The following is a 22989-nucleotide window of genomic DNA, read 5'->3' on the forward strand; positions in this document are numbered from 1 at the left end:
CTAATTAATGTAACGGGCAGAGCACGATACTCTACCAAACTTATTTCCGTTTAGAGCGCTTAAGAGAAAGAAAGTGCCATTTAATAAATTAAATAAGCACTTTCTTGAGTCTTTATTCCGCAAAAACAGAAGTAAGGTTACTACTTATCTTTACCTACATGCAAAATTGCAAGGAACGCTTCTTGAGGCAGTTCAACGTTACCGATCTGCTTCATACGTTTCTTACCTTCTTTCTGCTTCTGTAGCAGTTTCTTCTTACGACTTACGTCACCACCGTAACATTTTGCGATAACGTTCTTACGTAACTGTTTCACCGTAGAACGCGCAATGATGTGGTTACCGATTGCCGCTTGAATTGCGATATCAAACATCTGACGAGGAATGAACTCTTTCATCTTCTCAACTAAATCACGACCACGACCTTGAGAGTTATCTTTGTGGGTGATAATAGCAAGAGCATCAACACGCTCGCCGTTTAGAAGAATATCAACACGAACCATGTCGGATTCTTCATAACGTTGGAAGTTATAATCTAGTGATGCATAACCACGAGAGGTTGATTTTAGACGGTCAAAGAAGTCTAGAACCACTTCAGACATTGGAATGTCATAAGTTAGAGCGACTTGATTACCGTGGTAAACCATATCAACCTGTACGCCACGTTTTTCAACACACAGAGTAATTACGTTACCTAGGTAGTCACTTGGAACCAGAATATTACAGCGCGCAATTGGCTCACCAATCACTTCAATGTCGTTTACTGCCGGCAATTTTGCTGGGCTATCAACATACAGAGTCTCACCACTGGTCTTCTTCACTTCGTACACTACTGTTGGTGCCGTTGTGATCAGATCAAGGTCGTACTCACGCTCTAGACGCTCTTGGATAATTTCCATGTGCAGCATACCCAAGAAGCCACAACGGAAACCAAAGCCAAGTGCACTTGAACTTTCTGGTTCATAAAATAGCGATGCGTCGTTTAGGCTTAACTTACCTAGTGCATCACGGAAGTTTTCATAATCATCAGATGATACTGGGAACAGACCGGCATAAACCTGAGGCTTCACTTTCTTAAAGCCAGGAAGCGCAGTTTCACAACCGTTTTTAGCCAGTGTTAAGGTATCACCTACTGGTGCACCTAGGATATCTTTGATACCACAAACAACCCAGCCCACTTCACCAGTATTCAGTACTGTTTTATCAACCTGTTTTGGTGTGAAGATACCTAAACGGTCTACACCCCAAGTTTGGCCAGTACTCATTACTTTGATCTTGTCATTTTTCTTTAGTTGACCGTTTTTAATACGTACTAAAGAAACAACACCTAAGTAGTTATCAAACCATGAGTCGATGATTAGAGCTTGCAGCGGCGCATCAGGATCACCTTCAGGAGATGGGATCGCCTCTACAATTTTTTCTAATACCTCATCAACACCTAGACCTGTTTTCGCAGAACAGCGAACAGCATCAATAGCGTCGATACCAACAATATCTTCAATTTCTTCTGATACACGCTCTGGTTCTGCAGCAGGTAAGTCAATCTTGTTTAAGATTGGCACTACCTCTAGATCCATTTCAATAGCGGTGTAACAGTTCGCTAGAGTCTGAGCTTCTACACCCTGACCAGCATCAACCACCAGCAATGCACCTTCACAGGCTGCAAGAGAACGAGATACTTCGTAAGAGAAGTCTACGTGTCCTGGAGTATCGATAAAGTTTAATTGATAAGTTTCACCATCTTTTGCCGTATAGTCGAGCGTCACGCTCTGGGCTTTGATGGTGATACCGCGTTCGCGTTCAAGATCCATGGAGTCTAGAACCTGTGCGGCCATTTCGCGATCAGAAAGGCCACCACAAACTTGGATTAGACGGTCGGATAAGGTCGACTTACCATGGTCGATATGTGCAATAATCGAAAAGTTACGAATGTGCTTCATGAATTGGCGTGACTAACTCGTAATTAAAATGAATGGGATCGTAAGATCGAGTGGGCGGATTCTACCGAATTTCACCGCTAGTCGCTATCTTTCAATGCAGCATTTATCAGATTATCGGTAGAAATAGGTTGTCCCAGTACTCGAATCAAACTTGGTTTATAGGCGGAATTCCCTTCCAGCTGCTTCGCATAATAGCGTGCAACTGCCAATCCCACCCCAGTACTAACTATGGCGCAAAGTATAACACCGAGCTCACCTTGATAGTGAACAGTATTAAGTACCCACTGACTAAACACCGTACCTAGCACCAAAAATAACAGCGGCAGCATATAAACCAGCAAGGCTGAACTTAACATACTGCGCTCTGATAGGCCGATTTCAACCACCTGACCTATCGATACTTTTTCATTGCTATTTAATGTAATCGAGTGAGCTCGGCCCGGAATGGCTTTGCTCACAATCCCCGTACCGCAACTGTCTCGCGAGGCACAATGACCACAGCTAGTTTGTTGCTGACAACTGACGGTGATTTTTCCCGGTTCAACGGCAACCACCGTTGCAAGTGTTTGCATCATAGGACTATCGTCTCTTACTTGGTTGTATCTTGTGCACTTGTGGCATTAAACACAACTGAATCGGCAACACGACGTGCTGTTGATGGCGGAATATCGCCGACAACCGTCACTTCCTTATTACCCATTGCTACGCTGGTGAGAGTACGTCTTCCTTGGCGAACCAATTGTTCTCTTACAGTATAGTTATCAATACTTGATACATAGACTGAAAAGCTAAATAAGCCATCACTGAACATCTTACTTTCAACAGGACGTTCAGTCAGCATTAAACGGTGACGACTGCCAGACATCGCCTCAAACCCCTGAGGAAGCCAATCAACTTTCCAATCTAGGTTTTGTTTTTGCTGTGGCGGTAAATGTACCACGGCTGGCAATTCTACCGTTTGGAGCTGCTTTAAGATCTGCTGGACTCTTGAATTAATCACAAAAGCAACCACTCGATACTGTTCCAGTGGTTCACCATCGCGATCTAAGAGATCAGCTCGCATCACCAAATGATTTTTCTGGTCAATCCAAAGTAGATAAGAGTAACGCAAACCATCTTTAGGTGCGATACGAACCACATCACAGGCCACACCGGCTTCGCGTGCTTTTCCCATCGAAATAAAGTCGTAAGATTGCGCTAAGCTTTTCAAATCTGTTCCCATCACAGGAGGCAGAGGCGCAACCATTTTATTACTTTCAATGGTAAAAGGATCAATCCCTGGTTCAAAATAGCTTACTTCGTTACCACGTTGAATCACTTCTCGTGGTGGTCCACTTAAATACATCAAGTGAGCATACGGTTCGCCATTTTCTAAAGCATGGCGATAGCGAAGCGGTTCTATACTATTTTTCTTAATTAGGATGTATGACAGTTCATAGTTAAGGTTTTGGCTAGCCTCGTCCATTTGATGCAACAAAGCCTCTGACGAGGCTGTTATACCTTCGGCAGAGGCTTGCAATGGCATCGCGAGACTGACCAGTGCAAATGCACCGACCAGAAATTTTTTCATTAATGAGCCACTGTATTATCAGTTTCAAGCTTAGTTTTATCGATGCTACCATCTTCTGCATTAAAGCGTAACTGCAATTCATAATCTTGCAACATCGCATTAATTCGGCGGCGCTGTTCCATTAATTGAGCTTCACTTGGTGCACTGCTATGCGAGTTACGCAAAGAGTCACGAGTAAAGCTTACTGGTTCAGCTTTGCCTGCAAATGGAATAGTCTGCAATACAGGCATAGTTTCTGGCGCATTGGTTGCGTTCGAATCGGAGCCATTGTATTGCTGAACACCAACAATAACCGCAAGCGATACACAAGCTGCAACGGCAACTTGACCAAATTGAGTAAGCCATGCAGGCAGAAAACGTTTTGCTTGTTGCGGTGTTGGTTGAGATTCAACGATATCTTTAGCAACTTGAATGTCAACAACCTCAGCAGTAGATACTGAATGTGCAGGTTCAGCGTCTAGTGCTAATGCGACATTAGCAGCAATATCCCATTCCTTGCATTGTGGCGCATCACCTCGCATAACATCACCAATTAGGTTGTAGTCATGCCAGCTTAATTCGCTTTCCTTATCAACTGTCAGGGCATTAATGATGCTCTGATCAAGATCTTCGCCATCCAATAACGCCGAAATCTTTTCTTTATCAGCCATTTTATTCACCGTAAGGCTAAACATTATCGCTGCAAGAGAGGTTGAATGCGTTTTTCAACAGCTTCTCGAGCTCGGAAAATACGAGAGCGTACTGTACCTACAGGACACCCCATAACTTCGGCAATTTCCTCGTAACTAAGTCCATCTAGCTCACGCAGTGTAATCGCCATTTTTAAGTCTTCAGGTAAAGATTCGATGGTACTAAAAACCACCCTCTTCAGTTCATCAGACAACATTTGGTTCTCAGGGTTCGAAATTTCTTTCATTGCACTACCGGTTTCGTAGTACTCCGCATCATCGGCATCAATATCGGATGCAGGCGGACGGCGGCCCTGAGCAACTAAGTAATTTTTTGCTGTATTAACGGCAATACGATAAAGCCAAGTATAAAAAGCACTGTCGCCTCGAAATGTTGGAAGCGCACGGTAAGCCTTTATAAAAGCTTCTTGGGCAACGTCGGGTACATCACCTGAATTACTCACATAACGTGAGATCAGGTTACAAACTTTATTCTGGTATTTTATGACCAATAAATTAAAAGCTTGTTTATCTCCTCGCTGCACTCGTTCGATTAATACCTGATCGGTTTGCTGCTCGCTCATTCGAGCGTGTACTCCTATAATCTGTGTTCACTCGTGATTTCACTATTACTGAGTTCGCTTATGGGGTTACATCGTAATAAAAGCAACGCCTTGCTTGATAACTCATGCTTTTGCAGTCTTAGTTTTCAAAAATTTAGAACGTAAAACTTTGCAATAAAAACAGTGTAATATGAAACGGTTATGAGCTTGAGCACTATTTAAGACTCAGGAAAAAAGACAAAGTTCCTGACAAGAGCGATTTTTTTTGTATTAATAGTGCTCAATATGACTAACGCTAATTCGGATTATATAGCGTTAGCATGCATTATGGTGATAGTCCTAGCATACATTTGCTAACTATCACGCGAATTTGCCTCATAATGACAAATTCCGCGCAAAATGGGAAACAACAACCACAGGGACTGGGAATAAATATGACCGACACTCCCCAACATCAGTGCGATGTACTCGTCATTGGTAGCGGCGCAGCTGGCCTATCTTTAGCACTTCGTTTAGCCTCAATTGGTAACATTACAGTTTTAAGTAAAGGCCCGCTTAGCGAAGGGGCAACCTATTACGCACAAGGTGGAATTGCCGCTGTTTTTGATGAATCAGACAGCATAGACTCTCATGTACAAGATACCTTAGTCGCCGGAGCTCACCTTTGTGATGAAGCCGTAGTGCGTTTTATCGCTGAAAATGCAAAAAATTGTGTTCAATGGTTAATTGACGGTGGCGTTCCATTTGATCAAGAAGAAGCCAGTGATGAGCAATCTCCTCGTTATCATCTCACCCGAGAAGGCGGTCACAGCCATCGTCGAATTTTACATGCGGCAGATGCCACCGGAATGGCGATGCAGAAATCACTGCAAGAAAATGTGATCGACCATCCCAATATCAATTTGTTAGAAAGACACAATGCGCTCGATTTAATCACCACACACAAACTGGGACAAACGGATAAGCCCAATCGTGTTCTTGGGGCCTATGTATGGAATCGAAATCAAGAGCAAGTGGAAACCATTCGCGCACGTTTTGTTGTTCTGGCAACGGGCGGAGCATCCAAAGTCTATCAATATACCTCCAATCCAGACGTCTCTTCAGGTGATGGTATTGCAATGGCATGGCGCGCAGGATGTCGTGTTGCTAACTTAGAGTTCAATCAGTTCCATCCAACATGTTTATACCACCCTGATGCTCGCAACTTTCTGTTGACCGAAGCACTTCGTGGTGAAGGGGCCTATCTTCGCCGACCAGATGGCTCCCGCTTTATGCTTGAGTTTGATGAGCGAGCAGAGTTAGCCCCACGAGATATTGTTGCCCGAGCTATCGACTATGAAATGAAACGTCTAGGCGCCGATTGTATGTACCTAGATATCAGTCACAAACCGGCTGATTTTATTATTAAGCATTTCCCGACCATCTATGAAAAACTGCTGACCTTTGGCATTGATATCACCCAACAACCCATTCCTATTGTGCCAGCGGCTCACTATACTTGTGGTGGTGTGGTCGTTGACACCGAAGGTCATACCGATCTGGCTGGTCTTTATGCAATTGGCGAAGTCAGTTATACCGGTCTACATGGCGCCAATCGCATGGCATCAAATTCATTACTTGAGTGTGTGGTTTACGCCTACGCCGCAGCACAAAGTATCGGAGAGCAATGGTCTGAAATTGCGATGCCAGATTCTTTGCCAACTTGGGATGAAAGTCAGGTTTCTTGCTCCGATGAAGAAGTGGTTATTCAACATAACTGGCATGAACTTAGATTATTTATGTGGGACTATGTGGGTATTGTCCGCTCAACCAAACGGTTAGAACGGGCGATGCGGCGTATTCAGCTCCTTAAACAAGAGATTGACGAATATTACGGTAATTTCCGGGTATCTAATAACCTATTGGAGCTACGTAACTTAGTTTTGGTTGCCGAGTTAATTGTTCGCTGTGCCATGGAACGAAAAGAGAGTCGAGGCTTGCACTATACGCTAGATTATCCTGATCTTGAGCCTAACTCACGCCCAACGATTCTAACGCCACACCAAGAGTAATACTGCACCAGCCGCTAGCTAAATGGCTTATACGTAAGTGTATTGAGCTAGCGGTAGTGCTGATTAAGCCATAATGCTAAAGTTCGATACTGCTCATCGGTTGTCATGCTTGGATCTAGCCAGAGCCAACCTTGAGCACATTCAAATAGTTCGATCTTCAATAAATAGCCCCATCGAGAACGAAAGCGAACCTCAATAATCGTCCCCCAATACCCTTGCCAGCAGATACTCTGATCCATAGAGATAATAAGTACCCCTTGCTGAGACATAATGGCCTGATAACGTCGCCACCACTCGCACAATAGGTACTCTCCCCACAGCCACAGTAATGCAATAGTTAAGTAGGAAAATAGATAACGGTGATCTGAGAAAAGCAGAAAATAGGCAGATAAAAAAAGAGCAAAAGCAACGCTCAAATAACCGAGGTTGAGCATTACTTTTGCGCGATAAGAGGGCGTAAAGTGAAGACTAGCGAAGCTTACTGTTGTTATGGGCGACAATTTTATCCACCATTGCAGCAAGAGCAGGATCTTCACTGCGACCATGATTCATAACCCACTTAAAGAGATCTGGATCATCACAACCAAGTAATGCAATAAAGTCTTGCTGTTCTTGCTCCGATAAACCATCGAAACACTCTTCAAAAAACGGCATGATGATCACATCAAGCTCTAACATACCACGGCGACATGCCCATTTTACGCGCGCTTTATCATCGGCACTTAACATACAAAACCTCAGTTCATCCCTGCGAAATATTCTGCTGCAGGCTTATTTTTTCTAAGTGCTCATAGTAGCAAGAGCTATCATTTTCGACCATGAGATAGCTCAAGCAATCGACTAAGTTGCGATCTTAGATCAATTTTATTCAAGAAAGTCTTAATGTCGCGTTTCTTAAAAAGGTTTGTTCATTCTTAATCTCTACCTCGATACTCGCATCTAATAGGGGTTTAGGTATAACATAACGCATAACTGATTTAATTTAGAGAATACCCTTATGAGCACTCCGTTTAATTTCTCATCATTAGCCTTGAGCTCGCAAGATGCTCTACCGTCATTGGCAGTGATCGATTTACACGATTGGGCAGCGGTTACCTTAGTTGGCCAGGATGCTAAGTCTTATTTGCAAGGTCAGGTAACCTGCGATGTGGTTTCATTACCTGAGCAAGAATCAACGCTTGGCGCTCATTGTGATGCCAAAGGAAAAATGCGTACTATATTTCGTCTTTTCCACCACCAACAAGGCTATGCCTATATTCAACGTCAAAGTGTGATGGATTCACAACTGCCTGAATTAAAAAAATATGCGGTATTCTCCAAAGTAGAGATCAAGCCTAGCAATGAGGTTATTTTAGGTATTGCGGGCAGTGATGCTCAAGCCTTTATTGATCAACACTTTAATGGCACGAGCAATGTACGCCATCATGACCAAGGCAGTGCCATCAAAATTGATGAACAGCGCTGGCAATTACTGATCAGTTCGGAACTGGCCGAGCAACTGATCCACGCTCTACCAGAAGAAGCCACTTGTTGTGATAGCACGCTATGGGATCTTTATGATATTCGCGCCGCTCTTCCTCGTATTGATAGCGCGATCGAATTAGAATTCATTCCTCAAGCACTTAATCTACAAGCGGTCGATGGCATAAGCTTTAAAAAAGGCTGCTATGTGGGGCAAGAAACCGTGGCTCGAGCAAAGTATCGCGGTATTAATAAGCGTGCCATGTTCATTGTTACTGGCCATGCCGACCATGCGCCTCAAGCTGGCGATAGTATTGAACGTCAAGTCGGTGAAAACTGGCGTAGCGGTGGTACTGTTATTGCAGGCTATCGCTTTAGCGATAATCATGCTCTTGCGCTTGTGGTTTTACCCAACGATCTAGAGCCTGAAACCTCACTACGTTTTGCAAGTGATGAGAATGCCCATTGGCAGTTAGCACCACTACCATATTCATTGGCTGATGCCTAATCAAACATGAAGACTACCGTAACGCAATTGCTTGAGCTAGAAGGGGTTAATTACCGTCTTCTACCCCATAGCAAACCAGCAAAAACCATAGCAGAAGCGGCAACAGAGCGAGGCGTTGCCGCAGAACAAATGGTCAAATCGATTCTATTGCGCGATATGTCTGGCTTTCATGTCTTAGCTTGTGTGCCAGGCCCTTGCTCGGTCGATCCCAAAAAAGTTCGAGCACTCCTTGGTTGTCGTAGAATGACCTGTGCTGATGCCACCGATGTTGAGAAAATTACAGGCCTGGTCATTGGTACCGTTGCTCCTATCGGCCTTAAATCGCCCCTACCTATTGTGTTTGATCACCAGATAAAACAGCACAACTTGGTTAATATTAGTAGCGGTGATCGTATGGCGGGAATTGAACTTGAAATGGATGATTTAGAACTGCTATGTGATCCTATTTTTGCTGATATTTGCCGCGACGAATAACCCATTGTAGATCACATTTTAACTAAACCTCTCTAAGGTGATTTCATCCTATTGTGAAGTCACCTTAATTTTAGTCTCAAGTTTCAACTGGGATCGTAATTACAGTTTTGCATAGAGTTGCATTTATGTAGAATATCCTTTCAATAATCATTTGCTTGTATTATTGAGGAAACCATTATGAGCCACCATTGCAACCACTGCGACTTTCAAACTGAACAACTGCTTCCCCAAGATTATGTCATTACCCCACAAGGGAAAAGAGTTACCACCCAGTCTGTTACTTCTACCTTTTCTTCTCTCTACCACATCAACGATCAGCAACTCCATCAAGCGTTAAACCATCAAACCCCAGAAGCGACAATTATTCAGCAAATGCTAAACCAGCTAACGGGCCAACTCCACCCTCACCATTGCCACCAATGTGCTCGTCCATTTAGCTTAGATTTACAACGAGATAAACATGCTTGCCCACACTGTTGGTCACAAGATATTAGCTCTACCAATATGGATAATACTTGCCCGAAATGCCATCAAGGCCAAATCAGTTGAGTAAAGCTGTTGGTCTAATAATCGGTTGTTTCGTACAATCATATTACCGTTACATGGCAAACTAACTGATTATGGCGCAAGGAAAAATGCAACGAATTAACTGGCGAGGAGTTGATCTTAATTTACTCATCGCCTTTTCTGCTTTAATGGAAACCCGCAGTGTCACCAAAGCGGCGCAAAAGCTATCGATTGGTCAGTCAGCAATGAGTCATAATTTGGCTCGACTGCGAGAATTGCTCGATGATCCTCTGTTTGAACGACAGGGGCACTCTATGTTGCCAACGCAAAAAGCCTTAGAGCTTATCACCAGTGTTGAAAACGTACTGAATATTATCACTCAAGATATTTTACGACCTGATGATTTTGAGCCTTTGGACTATGAGGGAATTTTTAAGATTGGTTTGACCGATTATGCCGAATTGCTATTTGCCCCGGCCCTATTTGATGCGATCCATCAAGCAGCACCGCACTGCCAATTGAGCTTTTTTAATATCGACCGCCATAACTACCTAGATCGTTTTAACCAAGATAATCTGGATCTAGTAATCGGTTCGATGACTCAGATACCAAAAGAGATTGAGTATCACCATCTTTATACTGAAGATCACGTCTGCTTATTTGACCAAGGGGCAACCCAAATTCAACCGCCGATCAGTATTGAACAATACGCGGCCATTCCTCACGCTCTTGTTAGCCCTGATGGTCAGCTTTTTACTCAAGTTGATAACCAGCTACATGAGCAAGGTCTGAAACGACAAATTGCGGTAGGTTCCCGGAATTTTCTGACCATTCGTCATCTGCTTAGTCATCGCCGATTGATCTGTGTAGTATCGCGACTTATGGCGCAGTTGGATATTTTTAACGACAAACTTACGCAGTGCCCACCGCCGGTTCATATCGCTGATTTTGATATCAATCTGCTCTGGCTCAGACGTAATGCCCCCCATCCTCGTAATAGTTGGCTACGAGAGACTGTGACAGGCGTTATTACAGAACAAGTTAGGTTGCTACGGGGCTAACTAACAAAACAAGCAGAGATTTATCATCAGTAAAAACTAAGATAAATTCTGCTTGTCGGTGGTATATAACCAGATTTGTTAAAGCGTTTGTTTACTTCTGACCAGGTTCTTGGATTTGATACAACTTGTGCTCATCACAAGGTTTATCGCAATCACACTCTTTTTCGATACCAACACCCGCCAAACCGCCACAACTGCCGGCAATGGTCTTTTTCTTTAGAATCCAACCAATTGCCATCGCAATCATCACAATAAAAAATACTGCTGCAGTGAGTAAATATGTCATAGCTTAAATCCTCCTAATGTTTTTAGCCCACGGATTACACCTTGTGGTTGCATAACCGTCCCTATTTTAGGTGCAGTCTCTTTTTTCGAACCACAACCACAGCCGCACTCCCCTTTCTCACGCTTACAAGGGCGACCTTGCTCCGGAGCTAATAATGGAACCTTTGCCACCTGTTCATTTAAAACATCAGAAAGCTCACTACGATTAGGAACCTGGTAGACAGCAAAACCCGCATTAAGTAATCGAGCCAATGAGCGTTGACCAATGTTACCCAATACAATTTGAGTAACACCGAGATCGCTTAATTGACGTTGAATACGTTTTTTATGTTTACAGCCAATGGCTTTGGTATTGTGATTTTCAACCAAGGCCACTTGCTGACCTTGCTCATCAAACACCACAAATGCTGCTGCCTTACCAAAATGGCCAGCAACTTCATGACGCCCAGTTACCGCAACTGCCATCATCATTTACTTATCCTCTATCACGGGTTTGGCCATTTCTAGTGCCATTCCCTCAACTAATGCTTGCGCTACTTTTTGTCGTGCTCTTGCGACCGTATTACCGAGAGTTTGTCGAGAGACACCAAGCTCTTTTGCCGCCTCTATTTGCTGGAGCTTTAGATGATCGACCAAGCGTAGTGCTTCTAATTCATCAGGCTCTAATACTAATGACTGTAATTGTGTCATCGGCACTCCATTCGGTTTAAAACAGCTATATGGAGGGCGGCAACAAATTCGACGAGCAATTTTTGGTCTAGCCATATCAACTCATTTTTAGCTTATGCCAATAACTACATTATTAGCCTATGCCAAAAACAGATCTTTGATCTTGTACAAGATGCATAAATAAAAGTGAAAATTAAAAATTTTTTGCTATCAATGAAAGAGGAAGAAAAAAGAAAGGTCTCAAGGAAGAAGGCGACCAATGTAGGAAGACATCTTTTCACAAAATATCTTCATCCATGTGGTCGCGAATGACGTGTGTCAAAATAGGCGTAATGGCCTAAAATACAATCATTAAACAGGCTTAGCTATTGTATTACAAATGATTTGTAATACAAACCAAAGCCTTGGTTATAAAGAAAAATAAAATAATACCCTGTAAATTAACTATTAATAGAATAATCAACTAACATTTAATTGGATAATTCAATTCGCTGCTATAACTATCACAGAAGCGTCATAAAGGTTCTGTTATAATAGAGCTCAGATTGGATTATAAGAATTGGATTCCGATACCGATCTGCTACATCAGATTGGTGTAACAAGTAGTTTTACCTAGCAACAAGGACTCAGTGTAATTATGCGCATGTTCAAACACTACCTGCCGAAGCTTATTGCCAAGCATGTCAGTCGTTTATTTAGTGGAAGGATCTACATCAATGGTCGAGGTGGATATCATTTTGATAATGGCCTACTTCTCGTACCCATAAAAGCTCAGCAACAACATTTTGATACGGTTAATGAAGTCAATCAGGAGATTCGTCGCTTACGTCAATTTGATTAAAATTTCATTCAATACGTTATCAATAAGCCCATCTTGCCATGGGCTTATTAGAATCGAGCTTATATCCTCACTTAATCGTCATCGTCGGCAATTGCTTCTAAGTAATCCTCGCCATCGAGTAACTCACCAAGTTCAATATCATCCTCTACCTGTAATTGAAACAACCATCCATCGCCATAAGGATCACTATTAACTAATCCTGGCGCGCCATCTAAATCTTCATTGATCGCAACGACTACACCTGTTAACGGCGCATAAATATCGGAAGCCGACTTTACTGATTCCACAACCGCACAATCATCCCCAGCTTCTAGCTCATCTTCTAACTCAGGTAGATCAATAAAAACCATATCACCTAATAAAGACTGGGCATGTTCGGTAATACCGATTGTATATATCCCATTACCTTCATCCCTTACCCATTCGTGGCTATGGGTAAATTTCAAATCAGATGGCACATAACTCATAACGACGCTTCCTAATCATTGATGGATGTTTTAAAAATAGCAGAGGATTTCAGGGATGAAAAAAATAAAAAACCACCAATTTCAATCGATGAAAATGGTGGTTTTTTGTGGTCAATACGTGACTCAATTATTTGGCAAGTTCTGGCAGTTCTCCTGATAAGCCGAGTGCTTTTCGCATTAACTCATCTTTGAGTCCTGGAGCCTTATCAGCCACTAGCATACCAATATCACGTAATAGTTTTTTCGCCGGATGAGAGCCAGCAAATAAATCTCGAAAACCCTGCATTGCAGCAATCATTTTGGCCGCTTCAGCTTTACGCCAACGTTCAAAATGACGAAGATTGGCTTTACTTCCAATATCCTTTTGCTCTAGCCACAACTGTTTTAATTCTTGAGCCAAGGCGACTGCATCCAATAAACCGAGATTAACACCTTGCCCTGCTAATGGATGGATGGTGTGGGCCGCATCACCAATTAATGCCACTCGATCTTTAACAAAATCACGAGCGTAGCGCATTCGTAATGGAAATGCTTGACGTTGACCTTCAATTTGACAAAGCCCTAAGCGGCCATCAAATGCAGTAGTTAAATACTGATTAAATTGTTCATCAGACATCGCACATAAACGCTCTGCTTCTTTTGGCTCGGTAGACCAAACTATAGAACATAAATTTGGCTCAGATAATGGCAGAAAAGCTAATGGTCCTTGCGGGCGAAAAATCTGGCGTGCCGTTGCTAAATGAGGTTCACCGCAACGAATATTTGCCACAATAGCACTGTGACCATAATCCCAATGAGTCAATGGAATGTTTAACGTATTGCGTAACCAAGAATTTGCCCCATCAGCCCCAACAACCAATTTAGCAGTTAAATGCTTGCCAGAGCTTAAAGTTAACCAGGCTTCTGATTCACCAAACACAATGTTATCACAGCGTTCTGGAGCTAATAATGTCACATTATGCTGCTTTTTCACCTGCTCTAGCAGTGCTAATTGAATCACTCGATTCTCAACGATATGGCCGAGATTTGGCTGTGCTAATCGCTCTGCACTGAACTGAATATTGGCAAAGCTATCTTGCTCCCACACTTCCATATGTTGATATGGACTTAAACGACGAGACTCGATTCCAGACCAAGCACCAACTCGACGTAAAATACGCTCGCTAGCACGACTTAACGCCGATACTCGAAGATCGGGCAATTCTGCTAATGTTTCATCGGGTAATTGGCCTTCAATAACTGCGATGCGTAATTCAGTGTCAGCCAAAGCCGCTGCAAGAGTCAGCCCAACCATACCGCCACCAATAATGGCTATGTCTACATTTTGCATCATAATTATCGTTCTACCTGTCCCATCGCACGACGCAGCAGCGGTGCTTGTAATGAATGAAAAGCGTTCATTGCCATCAATCCTAAATTTCGACCAACAACTAATGGTGCATAGTGATTAGCAAAGAGATGAACCAAACCTGTTGTCATCATAACAGTTTGTTGTCTATCGTTTTCTCGACGCTGACGATAGCGACTCAGTACACTTTGACTACCCACATCATGATGATGACGATATTGATACGCGACTTCCTCAGCAAGCGAAATCACATCACGAATACCTAGGTTAAATCCTTGCCCGGCAATTGGATGAAGCGTTTGAGCCGCATTACCAACCACAGCGACACGGTGTGAGGTTATTTGACCGCTTTGCCGCAACAACAGAGGATAACAGGCGCGTTTTCCTGTGTGTTGAAGCTTTCCTAATCGCCAACCGAATGCAGCTTGTAACTGAGAAAGAAAATCATCATCAGACCAACTCATAACTTGATGTTGTTGTTCAGGATTAATACACCACACTAATGAACTGCGTCCTTGAGACATTGGCAGTAATGCAATAGGCCCAAACTCGGTAAAACGTTCAAACGCTTGCCCTTGATGTGCTTGCTCAGTTGTGATGTTGGCAATAACCGCTAGCTGATCAAAATCATGCTCCGTACGCCCTATATGGACCATGTCACAGCAGTGAGAAAGCGCACCATCGGCGGCAACCAATAATTGCGTACGAAGTTGCTGCCCCGAAGATAATGTGATCGTACAACCTTGAACATCACGCTCAATCTCAGCAACAGAGTCGGGACAATAGAGTGTGACAGAGCTAAGTTGAGCTAATTTGTGATGGAATATTTGGCCAATATCCGCTAATTCCACCACATAACCTAAGGCATCGACGCCCTGCTCTTGAGCCGACATATCAACTCGTCCTGCATGACCTCGATCAGAAACATGAATATCTTTAATTGCAGTGGCGACAGGAGCAATCTCCGCCCACATTCCCAACTGCTGTAAAATCTCACTTGAGCCGTAAGATAATGCAATCGCCCGAGAATCAAAGCCCGGATGCTGATCTAACTGAGGAGCAACAGCTTCAACGACAGCAACCGATAACCCTTGGCTACTTAATTTATCCAGTGCGATGGCTAAGGTTGCACCAGTCATTGCACCACCAGCAATAACCACATCAAACTGCTTCACTTTCTATCCTTCTTAAATGACCAACACCGCTCTATTTTTATTGTTAGTGTAGCGTCGGCTTAGAGTCGTTTTCATCAACTACGGATTGACCTAATTCCGCATGACAGGTCAGCACACACATACGAACATGCTCTGTCACTTGTTCAAATAATGCCGCTTGCTCTTCCATATCATCATCTTCATCAATACCTAGCTGAGTAATATCACGTAAATCAGCCAGAGCTTCTGTTACGGCCTCAGGAAGCTGGCTAGTATTAACGCCAACTAAGCCAAAACCTGACATAAAGCTGCTGACCCACTCAGTTAATGCTTCAGCACGTTCAAACAGATCAGCTTCATCGCTAGGAAGTAGTAACGTAAAGTCAAAATCGCCACCAACCAGTTCTTGAGAGGTTGTCGCAAATAGGGTTTCAGTAAAGGTTTTCGCCCCATCAGTTAAAGGCTCACCTTCATTAGCATAATCACACACAGGACCTAACCACATTTGATTATCAAGCGCCAAGCCACCACAGATCATACCCGTGAGTAAACCATGAAGTTCAGCTGGAGAAACCGCAAGCTGATAAGATTTTAATGTTGCTGCTGCCGTTTCGTACGAGGGTAATGTCATGTCTGTCATTTTCTTTACCTTTTACACTAACTGGATGTTTGAAGTTCCAGCATCGAAATGAATGCCTCCATGCTACCATTAGAGAGCGAAAATCCCCAACCAAGCCGATGGGTATTTTTAGCAAGGTAAGCTAAGTAGCGGGCTGTAATTGCCTAATGATTAGACAATATGAAAGCAATATAAAATAACCACTGTTTAAGAACTGTTAAGTCAGTATCGAATCCTCGTCAAGCCTTGGTCAGGATACTTGATTGTTGCATAGGCTTTTTCTATAGTTAGAGCCAATTACAAGCCAAATGATTACCCATTATGGCAGGAGCTAAACAAGATTTTTTATGAGTACTCAGGCAATTGAAATTCAAGTAATGGGCCGTAAGCTAAAGGTGAATTGCCCTGCAGGTCAAGAAGAAGCGTTACATGCTGCAGCAGCCGATTTTGATCAGCGCTTGAAGGATCTGTCGGATCGTACCCGTTTGACCAATGTTGAGCAGCTATTACTGTTTACAGGTCTTAATATTTGCAATGAATTGCATTTAGAGCGCCAGCAAAAGCAACTAGGTGATTCAAATTTATCCAATCGTATTACCGCGCTCACAGATTTTTTAGATAAAGCATTGCAAAATCAACCAAAGCGTTGATAATGGAATTAACCCTGGGGTGTGCGTCAGCGGATTAACGTCCCCGAGCCGATAAGCAAATACCCAGGATCTACTTTTATTAGCTACTGAGCATGCTCAGCTCGTACTGAGAAGCCTACGGTTAGTGTTGTAGATCCACCTTGAACTTCTGGTTCAAGGGCCACAATTCGCAACGGCACCCTGGGGTACACCTTTCTTATTACTTTTCTGTTACTGCTTTCCCTGCTATTTTTCTTTGATCTCTAATCATTATTATTAGATCCAAGCAAATTCTATTTTAAGCGCTAGTTGTATGAATCTGTGCGCAATCAGGGATGAATTATCATGTTATTACGGCAACAACTTCGCCAACAAATACGGCAAAAGCGACGTCAATTGTCCACCCAACAGCAACAAGAAGCAGCACAACAACTGTTGCAACAGTGCCAAAATGCATCTTGCTTTAGCCAAGCTCAACATATTGCTTTATACCTGTCTAATGACGGTGAGATTGATACTACCCCACTCATTCATTGGCTATGGCAACAACACAAACAAGTTTACCTTCCGGTGCTACACCCTTTTTCTAAAGGACACTTACTGTTCTTACACTATTCGCCTCACAGCCAGCTTATTTGCAATAAATACGGCATTTCCGAGCCTAAACTCAATATTGAGCATGTTATTCCAACTCAGCAACTGGATCTGATTGCGACCCCTTTAGTGGCTTTTGACCAGCAAGGACAACGATTAGGAATGGGGGGCGGCTACTATGATCGAACTTTGCAACATTGGCATACCCATAAAGAGGGCCCTATGCCAATCGGGTTAGCACATCATTGCCAACAAGTTCAAGCCCTTCCCTCTGAAGTGTGGGATGTTCCCTTACCTCAAATTATTACACCCACACAACACCATATTTGGTAATCAGGGTATTATTTAACGCCTTTACGCAAACGTTTGTATTTTTTTGTGCCACAAACAAATTCTTAAGTTTATGTTATTAAAAAGATTATGTTTTTTAGCAAGATTATGTTTTGCGAAAAGCGCAATTTATCTCCTGACGTAGTGCTTACTCTTAGTTATAATTGCTACTTCGCATATATGGGTCATCACTAGGAGAAAAGCATGACACAAGATGAAATGAAAAAAGCTGCTGGCTGGGCTGCACTGGAATACGTTAAGAAAGGCAGCATTGTCGGTGTAGGTACAGGCTCAACCGTCAATCACTTCATCGATGCTCTTGCCACTCGTAAAGAAGAAATTAAAGGTGCTGTATCAAGTTCAGTTGCATCAACCGAGCGCCTTAAACAAATTGGTATTCCAGTATTTGATGCAAATGAAGTTGCAAGCCTAGATATCTATGTTGATGGTGCCGATGAAATCAATGGCGAATTTGACATGATTAAGGGCGGTGGCGCAGCGTTAACTCGTGAGAAGATCGTAGCAGCCATTGCGAAAACATATGTATGTATCGTAGATAACACCAAGGAAGTAGACGTACTTGGTCAATTTCCCCTACCTGTAGAAGTGATCCCAATGGCTCGTTCTTATGTTGCGCGCGAATTGGTAAAACTAGGTGGTGATCCAGTTTACCGTCAAGGTGTTACAACCGATAACGGTAACATTATTCTTGATGTTCATAATATGCAAATTACCAATCCAAAAGCGATGGAAGATGCAATTAATGGTATTGCAGGTGTAGTAACTGTCGGTTTATTTGCTCATCGTGGTGCTGATATCTTATTAGTTGGCGCACCTGACGGTGTAAAAAAAGTAGAAAAATAAGCTAACAAACGAGCACAATCCTGCTCATCATGTTGCTTAATTACAAAACGGCATAGTTTTATCACTAAAGATATTGCTTATGCCGTTTTTTATACTCTTTTTTGTAATGTTCTTACCCTAGTTGATTATTTTTTGATACCTTAGTTAGCAACAGCGATCACAGTTTTAATCGATATGGACGCTAACCGGGTTTGCCAATCTCACAAGATTTCCGATACACCGACTAAACGATCAAACTCGATTGAATCTATGATGCTTTCATACTTTATGTTTTTAAGGATAAGAACAACATGGTTAAAGTATCTCTCAATAAAGATAAAATAAAGATCCTCTTATTAGAAGGATTGCACCCATCAACAGTTGAGGTTTTTAAACAAGCAGGTTACAACAATATTGAATATCATAAAGGCTCTCTTGCTGACGATGAGTTACGCGAGGCGATTAAAGATGCGCACTTTGTCGGTATTCGTTCTCGTACTCAACTTAGCGATGATGTTTTTGCCATTGCTAATAAACTAATAGCTGTTGGCTGCTTCTGTATCGGTACCAATCAAGTTGATCTCAAATCCGCAACCCGCCGCGGCATCCCCGTTTTCAATGCCCCGTTTTCCAATACTCGCAGCGTGGCCGAATTAGTCTTAGGTGAAATCCTATTACTGCTTCGAGGCATTCCAGAGAAAAATGCTAAAGCCCATCGAGGTGAATGGTTTAAGTCTGCCGATGCATCCTTTGAAGCGCGCGGTAAACGCCTTGGTATTATTGGTTATGGTCATATTGGTACTCAGCTTGGTATCTTGGCTGAAAATCTTGGTATGCGCGTCTACTATTACGACATTGAAAATAAACTGTCACTAGGTAATGCAACTCAAGTGCTTTCTATGACCGAGCTGCTAAATAAATGCGATGTGATCAGCCTTCATGTACCAGAAACGCCAGAAACCAAAAATATGATGGGAGCCGATGAATTTGCCCGCATGAAACCAGGAGCGATTTTCATTAATGCAGCACGAGGTACAGTCGTTGAAATTGATGCATTATGCTCGGCTCTAGAAAGTAAGCATATTGCAGGTGCGGCTATTGATGTATTCCCAGTTGAGCCGAAAACAAACAATGACCCATTTGAGTCACCTTTAATGCAATATGATAACGTATTGCTGACACCTCATATTGGCGGTTCAACTCAAGAAGCACAAGAAAACATCGGCTTGGAAGTCGCTGGAAAACTGGTGAAATACTCTGATAACGGCTCAACCCTATCTGCAGTTGGTTTTCCTGAAGTATCTCTACCCGAACAGCGTGAATGTTCTCGCTTGCTACACATTCATCAAAATAGACCTGGAATCCTAAATCAGATCACAGCTATTTTTGCCGATGATGGTATCAATATCGCAGCACAGTTCCTGCAAACAGGCCCTGAGATTGGCTATGTTGTTATCGATGTAGAAACCGAACATGCACCGCAAGCACTACAAAAACTAAAGGCTATTGAAGGAACCATTCGCGCTCGAATTCTTCATTAAGTGCCAGACAGACACAAATAGAAAAGGGAGAGCATCAACTCTCCCCCCCCCCTTTATCTTCGCGCTATATAATTATTGAGCACTATCTTTAAGCTTAAAGATCACATTGACTTCATCACGGATCTTAATGGATGCGTCGTTATAACTGGCATTGACCGCAGCTTCATCGGCCATTGCACTACGAGGCGCAGCAGCAAAATTCACCATATATGGTTGAGGTCGATAGTCATTACGATATGAGATCTGCCATACCCCATCTAAGCTATCACCAAAGCCCTGAGCTAAAGACTTAGCGGTTGAGATCGCATCTTTGATTGCAGCCTGACGAGCTTGTTCTTGATACTTAGCTTCATCAGCCACTTTTAGCTGAATATTATCGATACGGTTAATACCATCACCTAACGCATCATCTAAATAGGTATTGAGCTTATCAAGCGCATGAACTGTCACGGTAACTTGGCGCGATGCTTTATAGCCTGTTAACTCAGGCTTAGCGTCTTTAGGATATTTATATTGTGGTGTTAGGTTGATATTAGCGCTGTTGATATCGCTACGTTCAACGCCAACTTGAGTTAAACGCTCTACAAATTTAGCGACAGCACTGTCTGCAGCTTCTTTCGCTTCTTTTGCTGTTGCTTTGGTCTCAACCACACGAACAGAAAAAATAGCCATATCTGGCTGAACTACAATTTCACCCGATCCTTGAGTTTCAAGATGAGGAAAGGACAGATCCGCAGCCATTGTATTAATAGATAGCAAAGATGACATACTTAATACGGCAGCAAGTACTGTTTTTTTCATATAAATATCCTCTATATCCTAATGTTATTTCCACAGTCTTGTTATAAGTGGAAGGTAGGTAAACCATCAATAAAACTGCTTGATACCTCCTCAAACTAACAAAAAAATTTCTTCTACGCAAAGAAATTATGAACATTGTTCAGTTTTGATTTAGGAATGGATCACAGATACCACTTAGATACTCAAGGTAAGATATATTTGAAATTACTTGGGTATACATTAGGGTTAATCACAGGAGGATAGATTTTGCCTACAGAACAGCAAAAAAAACTTGATACTCTATATCAAGCAAACTGGACGCTATTTAATCAAGCGGGTATCCCATACCAAGAATGGCAACATGAAGATATCTTAGACTTTACAACCGATGCTATTGTAGCAGAGCGTTTAGGCTGGACAGCGGCACCAACCAAAAGCTTATTCCTAAAAATAAAAGGCGGAGGCTATTGCCTTTTGCTGACCCATAGAGATAACCGCCTCAATAGTAAGCAAATTAAACAAGCCATTGGCAAGCGTGTTTCTGTGTGCAGTGATGAAGAAATGATAGAACAAATCCATTGTGTACCGGGTGCTGTTTGTCCGTTTGCCCTACCTCAACATATCACGTTACTGGTTGATCCTGATATCTACAATTATCAAGAAATTATGTTTACTCCAGGAAAACCTGATCATACTTTTGCCTTTGCAACCGAGCAACTTCCTCTACTTTTAGGTCAACTAAACAATCCTGTCGTATTACTTACACCCGATAAATCAGAATCAATAACAACGCTCTAAATCCTGTAACTTGAATTTACCGGATACATAGTAAAGATCAAAAAAAAGGAGCTGAAATCAGCTCCTTTTTTATTAACTAATTAGAATTAGCCTTCAATTTTATTTAGGTGTACATCCATTTGTGGGAATGGAATTTCAATGCCTTCTTTATCAAGCTCTTCTTTAATTGCTTGAGTTAGGTCGAAGTATACAGCCCAGTAATCAGCAGTTTTCACCCATGGACGAACCACAAAGTTTACAGATGAGTCAGCAAGAGCAACCACACCGATTGTTGGTTCTGGATCTTGAAGTACACGCTCATCTGCTTTAACTACGCGAGTTAATACTTCTTTAGTCTGCTGAAGGTCGGCCTTGTAAGACACACCAATAGTTAAATCAACACGGCGAGTCGCATTACGAGAGTAGTTAGTGATTGGGTTGCCAATAATTGAGGAGTTTGGCACCACTACCGTCTTGTTATCAGGAGTGCGAAGTTCAGTTGAGAAAATTTGGATAGATTCAACAGAACCAGAAACACCTGCAACTTCAACAAAGTCACCTGATTTAAATGGACGGAAAGCAACAATCAATACGCCAGCAGCAAAGTTAGATAAAGAGCCTTGAAGAGCAAGACCCACAGCAAGACCTGCTGCACCGATCACCGCAACCACAGATGCAGTTTGAACACCAACTCGGCTAAGTGCTGCAATCAGAACGATCACAAATAAAGTGTAGCGAACTAGACCATGGATAAACTCAACAACAGCATTATCCATATCTTTTTTACGTAGCATTTTAGCTACACCGCCAGCGATCATTTTCACTGCGATGTTACCAATAAATAGGATCAGCAATGCTGAAACTAGGTTTACTGCGTATTGAATTAGTAGATCTTGGTTATCAGCAATCCAATTGCCCGCGTGCATTACGCCATCAGTTAGCGAATTATCAGTGATTTTATCTACCACTTTTTCTGCAACGTTCTCACTCATTGATCATTACTCTCTAAAAATTATAGTTAGTTAAGAAAGCATCGCTAGTGATAGTCAATCATCCTACTGTGGCAATCAGAGTGATGAGGACTATAGCCAGCGGAAGGCTCGTCCTAATATAACAGCGTTTTTTTCAACGACTGTCAAATATCTGTCATAGATCACTATTATTGATATTTTGCACGATCAAGGGTAGTAAAAAATTCAGTAGATTTGATAAATTAAAATAAAAATAGTGATATTTACTGATTAAATGTTTTTAAGCTTTTGTTTTAGATATAAAAAAAGGCTCATCTTTACGATGAGCCTTTTTCACGTTT

At 42.3% G+C, this 22989-nt stretch carries 27 protein-coding genes and 1 other RNA gene; 12 read left to right on the forward strand and 16 right to left on the reverse strand.

From position 1 onward, the window contains the following. Positions 1 to 140 precede the first annotated feature (140 nt). The 5 genes from lepA to rpoE all read right to left on the reverse strand — a co-directional run bounded on the left by lepA (position 141) and on the right by rpoE (position 4759). Positions 141 to 1937, reverse strand: a complete 1797-nt coding sequence (gene lepA / locus WAX86_RS12525; protein WP_068968300.1) for a translation elongation factor 4 — start codon at positions 1935 to 1937, stop codon at positions 141 to 143. A 77-nt stretch (positions 1938 to 2014) separates the two neighbouring features. Beyond that, complete coding sequence (locus WAX86_RS12530) at positions 2015 to 2512, reverse strand: SoxR reducing system RseC family protein (protein ID WP_065170669.1); 498 nt, start codon at positions 2510 to 2512, stop codon at positions 2015 to 2017. Positions 2513 to 2526: 14 nt separating this feature from the next. Next, a complete protein-coding gene (gene rseB / locus WAX86_RS12535; protein ID WP_005297745.1) occupies positions 2527 to 3507 on the reverse strand; it encodes a sigma-E factor regulatory protein RseB in 981 nt (326 codons plus the stop codon). Beyond that, complete coding sequence (locus WAX86_RS12540; RefSeq protein ID WP_005297743.1) at positions 3507 to 4157, reverse strand: RseA family anti-sigma factor; 651 nt, start codon at positions 4155 to 4157, stop codon at positions 3507 to 3509. Before WAX86_RS12540 ends, rseB begins: the two co-directional genes overlap by 1 nt. A 23-nt stretch (positions 4158 to 4180) precedes the next feature. Next, positions 4181 to 4759, reverse strand: coding sequence for an RNA polymerase sigma factor RpoE (rpoE, locus tag WAX86_RS12545; RefSeq protein WP_005297741.1), 579 nt, complete (start codon positions 4757 to 4759; stop codon positions 4181 to 4183). 413 nt (positions 4760 to 5172) lie between these two features. Between rpoE and nadB the strand changes: the two genes are divergently transcribed. Then, positions 5173 to 6789 (forward strand): L-aspartate oxidase, encoded by a 1617-nt coding sequence (nadB, locus tag WAX86_RS12550; RefSeq protein ID WP_237029714.1) that lies wholly within the window; start codon positions 5173 to 5175, stop codon positions 6787 to 6789. 47 nt (positions 6790 to 6836) lie between these two features. On the opposite strand, the gene WAX86_RS12555 is transcribed toward nadB, so the two are convergent. Both WAX86_RS12555 and WAX86_RS12560 read right to left on the reverse strand, forming a co-directional pair. Next, positions 6837 to 7223, reverse strand: coding sequence for a protein YgfX (locus WAX86_RS12555; RefSeq protein ID WP_341488867.1), 387 nt, complete (start codon positions 7221 to 7223; stop codon positions 6837 to 6839). 34 nt (positions 7224 to 7257) lie between these two features. Then, positions 7258 to 7518, reverse strand: coding sequence for a succinate dehydrogenase assembly factor 2 (locus WAX86_RS12560; RefSeq protein ID WP_044174469.1), 261 nt, complete (start codon positions 7516 to 7518; stop codon positions 7258 to 7260). A 268-nt stretch (positions 7519 to 7786) separates the two neighbouring features. Here WAX86_RS12560 and ygfZ point away from each other — a divergent pair, with 268 nt between their 5' ends. The 4 genes from ygfZ to WAX86_RS12580 all read left to right on the forward strand — a co-directional run bounded on the left by ygfZ (position 7787) and on the right by WAX86_RS12580 (position 10800). Further along, positions 7787 to 8758, forward strand: coding sequence for a tRNA-modifying protein YgfZ (gene ygfZ, locus WAX86_RS12565; RefSeq protein ID WP_341488868.1), 972 nt, complete (start codon positions 7787 to 7789; stop codon positions 8756 to 8758). Positions 8759 to 8764: 6 nt separating this feature from the next. Continuing rightward, the gene (locus WAX86_RS12570) at positions 8765 to 9232 is read left to right on the forward strand and encodes an aminoacyl-tRNA deacylase (protein ID WP_036763236.1); all 468 of its coding nucleotides are present in this window, start codon (positions 8765 to 8767) and stop codon (positions 9230 to 9232) included. 177 nt (positions 9233 to 9409) lie between these two features. Continuing rightward, positions 9410 to 9781, forward strand: coding sequence for a hypothetical protein (locus WAX86_RS12575; RefSeq protein ID WP_341488869.1), 372 nt, complete (start codon positions 9410 to 9412; stop codon positions 9779 to 9781). A gap of 86 nt (positions 9782 to 9867) precedes the next feature. Next, the gene (locus tag WAX86_RS12580) at positions 9868 to 10800 is read left to right on the forward strand and encodes a LysR family transcriptional regulator (RefSeq protein WP_005297735.1); all 933 of its coding nucleotides are present in this window, start codon (positions 9868 to 9870) and stop codon (positions 10798 to 10800) included. A 91-nt stretch (positions 10801 to 10891) separates the two neighbouring features. Here WAX86_RS12580 and nqrM read toward each other — a convergent pair whose 3' ends face one another. Genes nqrM through WAX86_RS12595 form a run of 3 tightly spaced genes read right to left on the reverse strand, consistent with a single transcriptional unit; the run spans position 10892 to position 11850 of the window. After that, positions 10892 to 11086, reverse strand: a complete 195-nt coding sequence (nqrM, locus tag WAX86_RS12585) for a (Na+)-NQR maturation NqrM (RefSeq protein WP_036763231.1) — start codon at positions 11084 to 11086, stop codon at positions 10892 to 10894. Next, positions 11083 to 11556: a NifB/NifX family molybdenum-iron cluster-binding protein gene (locus WAX86_RS12590; RefSeq protein ID WP_238071319.1), complete on the reverse strand. Its 474-nt coding sequence runs from the start codon at positions 11554 to 11556 to the stop codon at positions 11083 to 11085. Before WAX86_RS12590 ends, nqrM begins: the two co-directional genes overlap by 4 nt. Then, positions 11557 to 11850: a DUF134 domain-containing protein gene (locus WAX86_RS12595; RefSeq protein WP_036763230.1), complete on the reverse strand. Its 294-nt coding sequence runs from the start codon at positions 11848 to 11850 to the stop codon at positions 11557 to 11559. It lies immediately after the preceding gene. A 541-nt stretch (positions 11851 to 12391) separates the two neighbouring features. Here WAX86_RS12595 and WAX86_RS12600 point away from each other — a divergent pair. Continuing rightward, positions 12392 to 12595, forward strand: coding sequence for a DUF1107 domain-containing protein (locus WAX86_RS12600; RefSeq protein WP_044174458.1), 204 nt, complete (start codon positions 12392 to 12394; stop codon positions 12593 to 12595). Positions 12596 to 12666: 71 nt separating this feature from the next. Here the strand turns inward: WAX86_RS12600 and gcvH are convergent, their stop codons facing one another. The 4 genes from gcvH to WAX86_RS12620 form a co-directional block, all read right to left on the reverse strand. Next, entirely contained in the window at positions 12667 to 13053 is a 387-nt protein-coding gene (gene gcvH, locus WAX86_RS12605; RefSeq protein WP_341489385.1) for a glycine cleavage system protein GcvH, read from the reverse strand. 136 nt (positions 13054 to 13189) lie between these two features. Beyond that, positions 13190 to 14395: an FAD-dependent 2-octaprenylphenol hydroxylase gene (locus tag WAX86_RS12610; RefSeq protein WP_065170676.1), complete on the reverse strand. Its 1206-nt coding sequence runs from the start codon at positions 14393 to 14395 to the stop codon at positions 13190 to 13192. Positions 14396 to 14397: 2 nt separating this feature from the next. Then, positions 14398 to 15585: a 2-octaprenyl-6-methoxyphenyl hydroxylase gene (ubiH, locus tag WAX86_RS12615; RefSeq protein WP_341488870.1), complete on the reverse strand. Its 1188-nt coding sequence runs from the start codon at positions 15583 to 15585 to the stop codon at positions 14398 to 14400. Positions 15586 to 15628: 43 nt separating this feature from the next. Next, on the reverse strand, positions 15629 to 16204 hold the full coding sequence (locus WAX86_RS12620; RefSeq protein WP_036763222.1) for a YecA family protein: 576 nt from the start codon (positions 16202 to 16204) through the stop codon (positions 15629 to 15631). 326 nt (positions 16205 to 16530) lie between these two features. On the opposite strand from WAX86_RS12620, the gene zapA reads away from it, so the two are divergent. The 5 genes from zapA to serA all read left to right on the forward strand — a co-directional run bounded on the left by zapA (position 16531) and on the right by serA (position 20120). Beyond that, on the forward strand, positions 16531 to 16833 hold the full coding sequence (gene zapA, locus WAX86_RS12625) for a cell division protein ZapA (RefSeq protein WP_036763220.1): 303 nt from the start codon (positions 16531 to 16533) through the stop codon (positions 16831 to 16833). An 8-nt stretch (positions 16834 to 16841) separates the two neighbouring features. Next, a non-coding RNA gene (ssrS, locus tag WAX86_RS12630) (6S RNA) lies at positions 16842 to 17024 on the forward strand. 133 nt (positions 17025 to 17157) lie between these two features. After that, positions 17158 to 17739, forward strand: coding sequence for a 5-formyltetrahydrofolate cyclo-ligase (locus tag WAX86_RS12635; RefSeq protein ID WP_138242691.1), 582 nt, complete (start codon positions 17158 to 17160; stop codon positions 17737 to 17739). A gap of 201 nt (positions 17740 to 17940) precedes the next feature. Further along, a complete protein-coding gene (gene rpiA / locus WAX86_RS12640) occupies positions 17941 to 18600 on the forward strand; it encodes a ribose-5-phosphate isomerase RpiA (protein WP_005297720.1) in 660 nt (219 codons plus the stop codon). A 290-nt stretch (positions 18601 to 18890) separates the two neighbouring features. Further along, positions 18891 to 20120 (forward strand): phosphoglycerate dehydrogenase, encoded by a 1230-nt coding sequence (gene serA / locus WAX86_RS12645; protein ID WP_005297718.1) that lies wholly within the window; start codon positions 18891 to 18893, stop codon positions 20118 to 20120. Positions 20121 to 20192: 72 nt separating this feature from the next. On the opposite strand, the gene WAX86_RS12650 is transcribed toward serA, so the two are convergent. Beyond that, the gene (locus WAX86_RS12650; RefSeq protein WP_238071315.1) at positions 20193 to 20921 is read right to left on the reverse strand and encodes an oxidative stress defense protein; all 729 of its coding nucleotides are present in this window, start codon (positions 20919 to 20921) and stop codon (positions 20193 to 20195) included. Positions 20922 to 21167: 246 nt separating this feature from the next. Between WAX86_RS12650 and WAX86_RS12655 the strand changes: the two genes are divergently transcribed. Beyond that, entirely contained in the window at positions 21168 to 21698 is a 531-nt protein-coding gene (locus WAX86_RS12655; RefSeq protein WP_107200415.1) for a YbaK/EbsC family protein, read from the forward strand. An 86-nt stretch (positions 21699 to 21784) separates the two neighbouring features. Here WAX86_RS12655 and mscS read toward each other — a convergent pair whose 3' ends face one another. Continuing rightward, positions 21785 to 22669: a small-conductance mechanosensitive channel MscS gene (gene mscS, locus WAX86_RS12660; RefSeq protein ID WP_005297712.1), complete on the reverse strand. Its 885-nt coding sequence runs from the start codon at positions 22667 to 22669 to the stop codon at positions 21785 to 21787. Between the last annotated feature and the right edge of the window lie 320 nt (positions 22670 to 22989).

The organism is Photobacterium damselae subsp. damselae (assembly GCF_038086725.1).
Classification (GTDB): domain Bacteria; phylum Pseudomonadota; class Gammaproteobacteria; order Enterobacterales; family Vibrionaceae; genus Photobacterium; species Photobacterium damselae.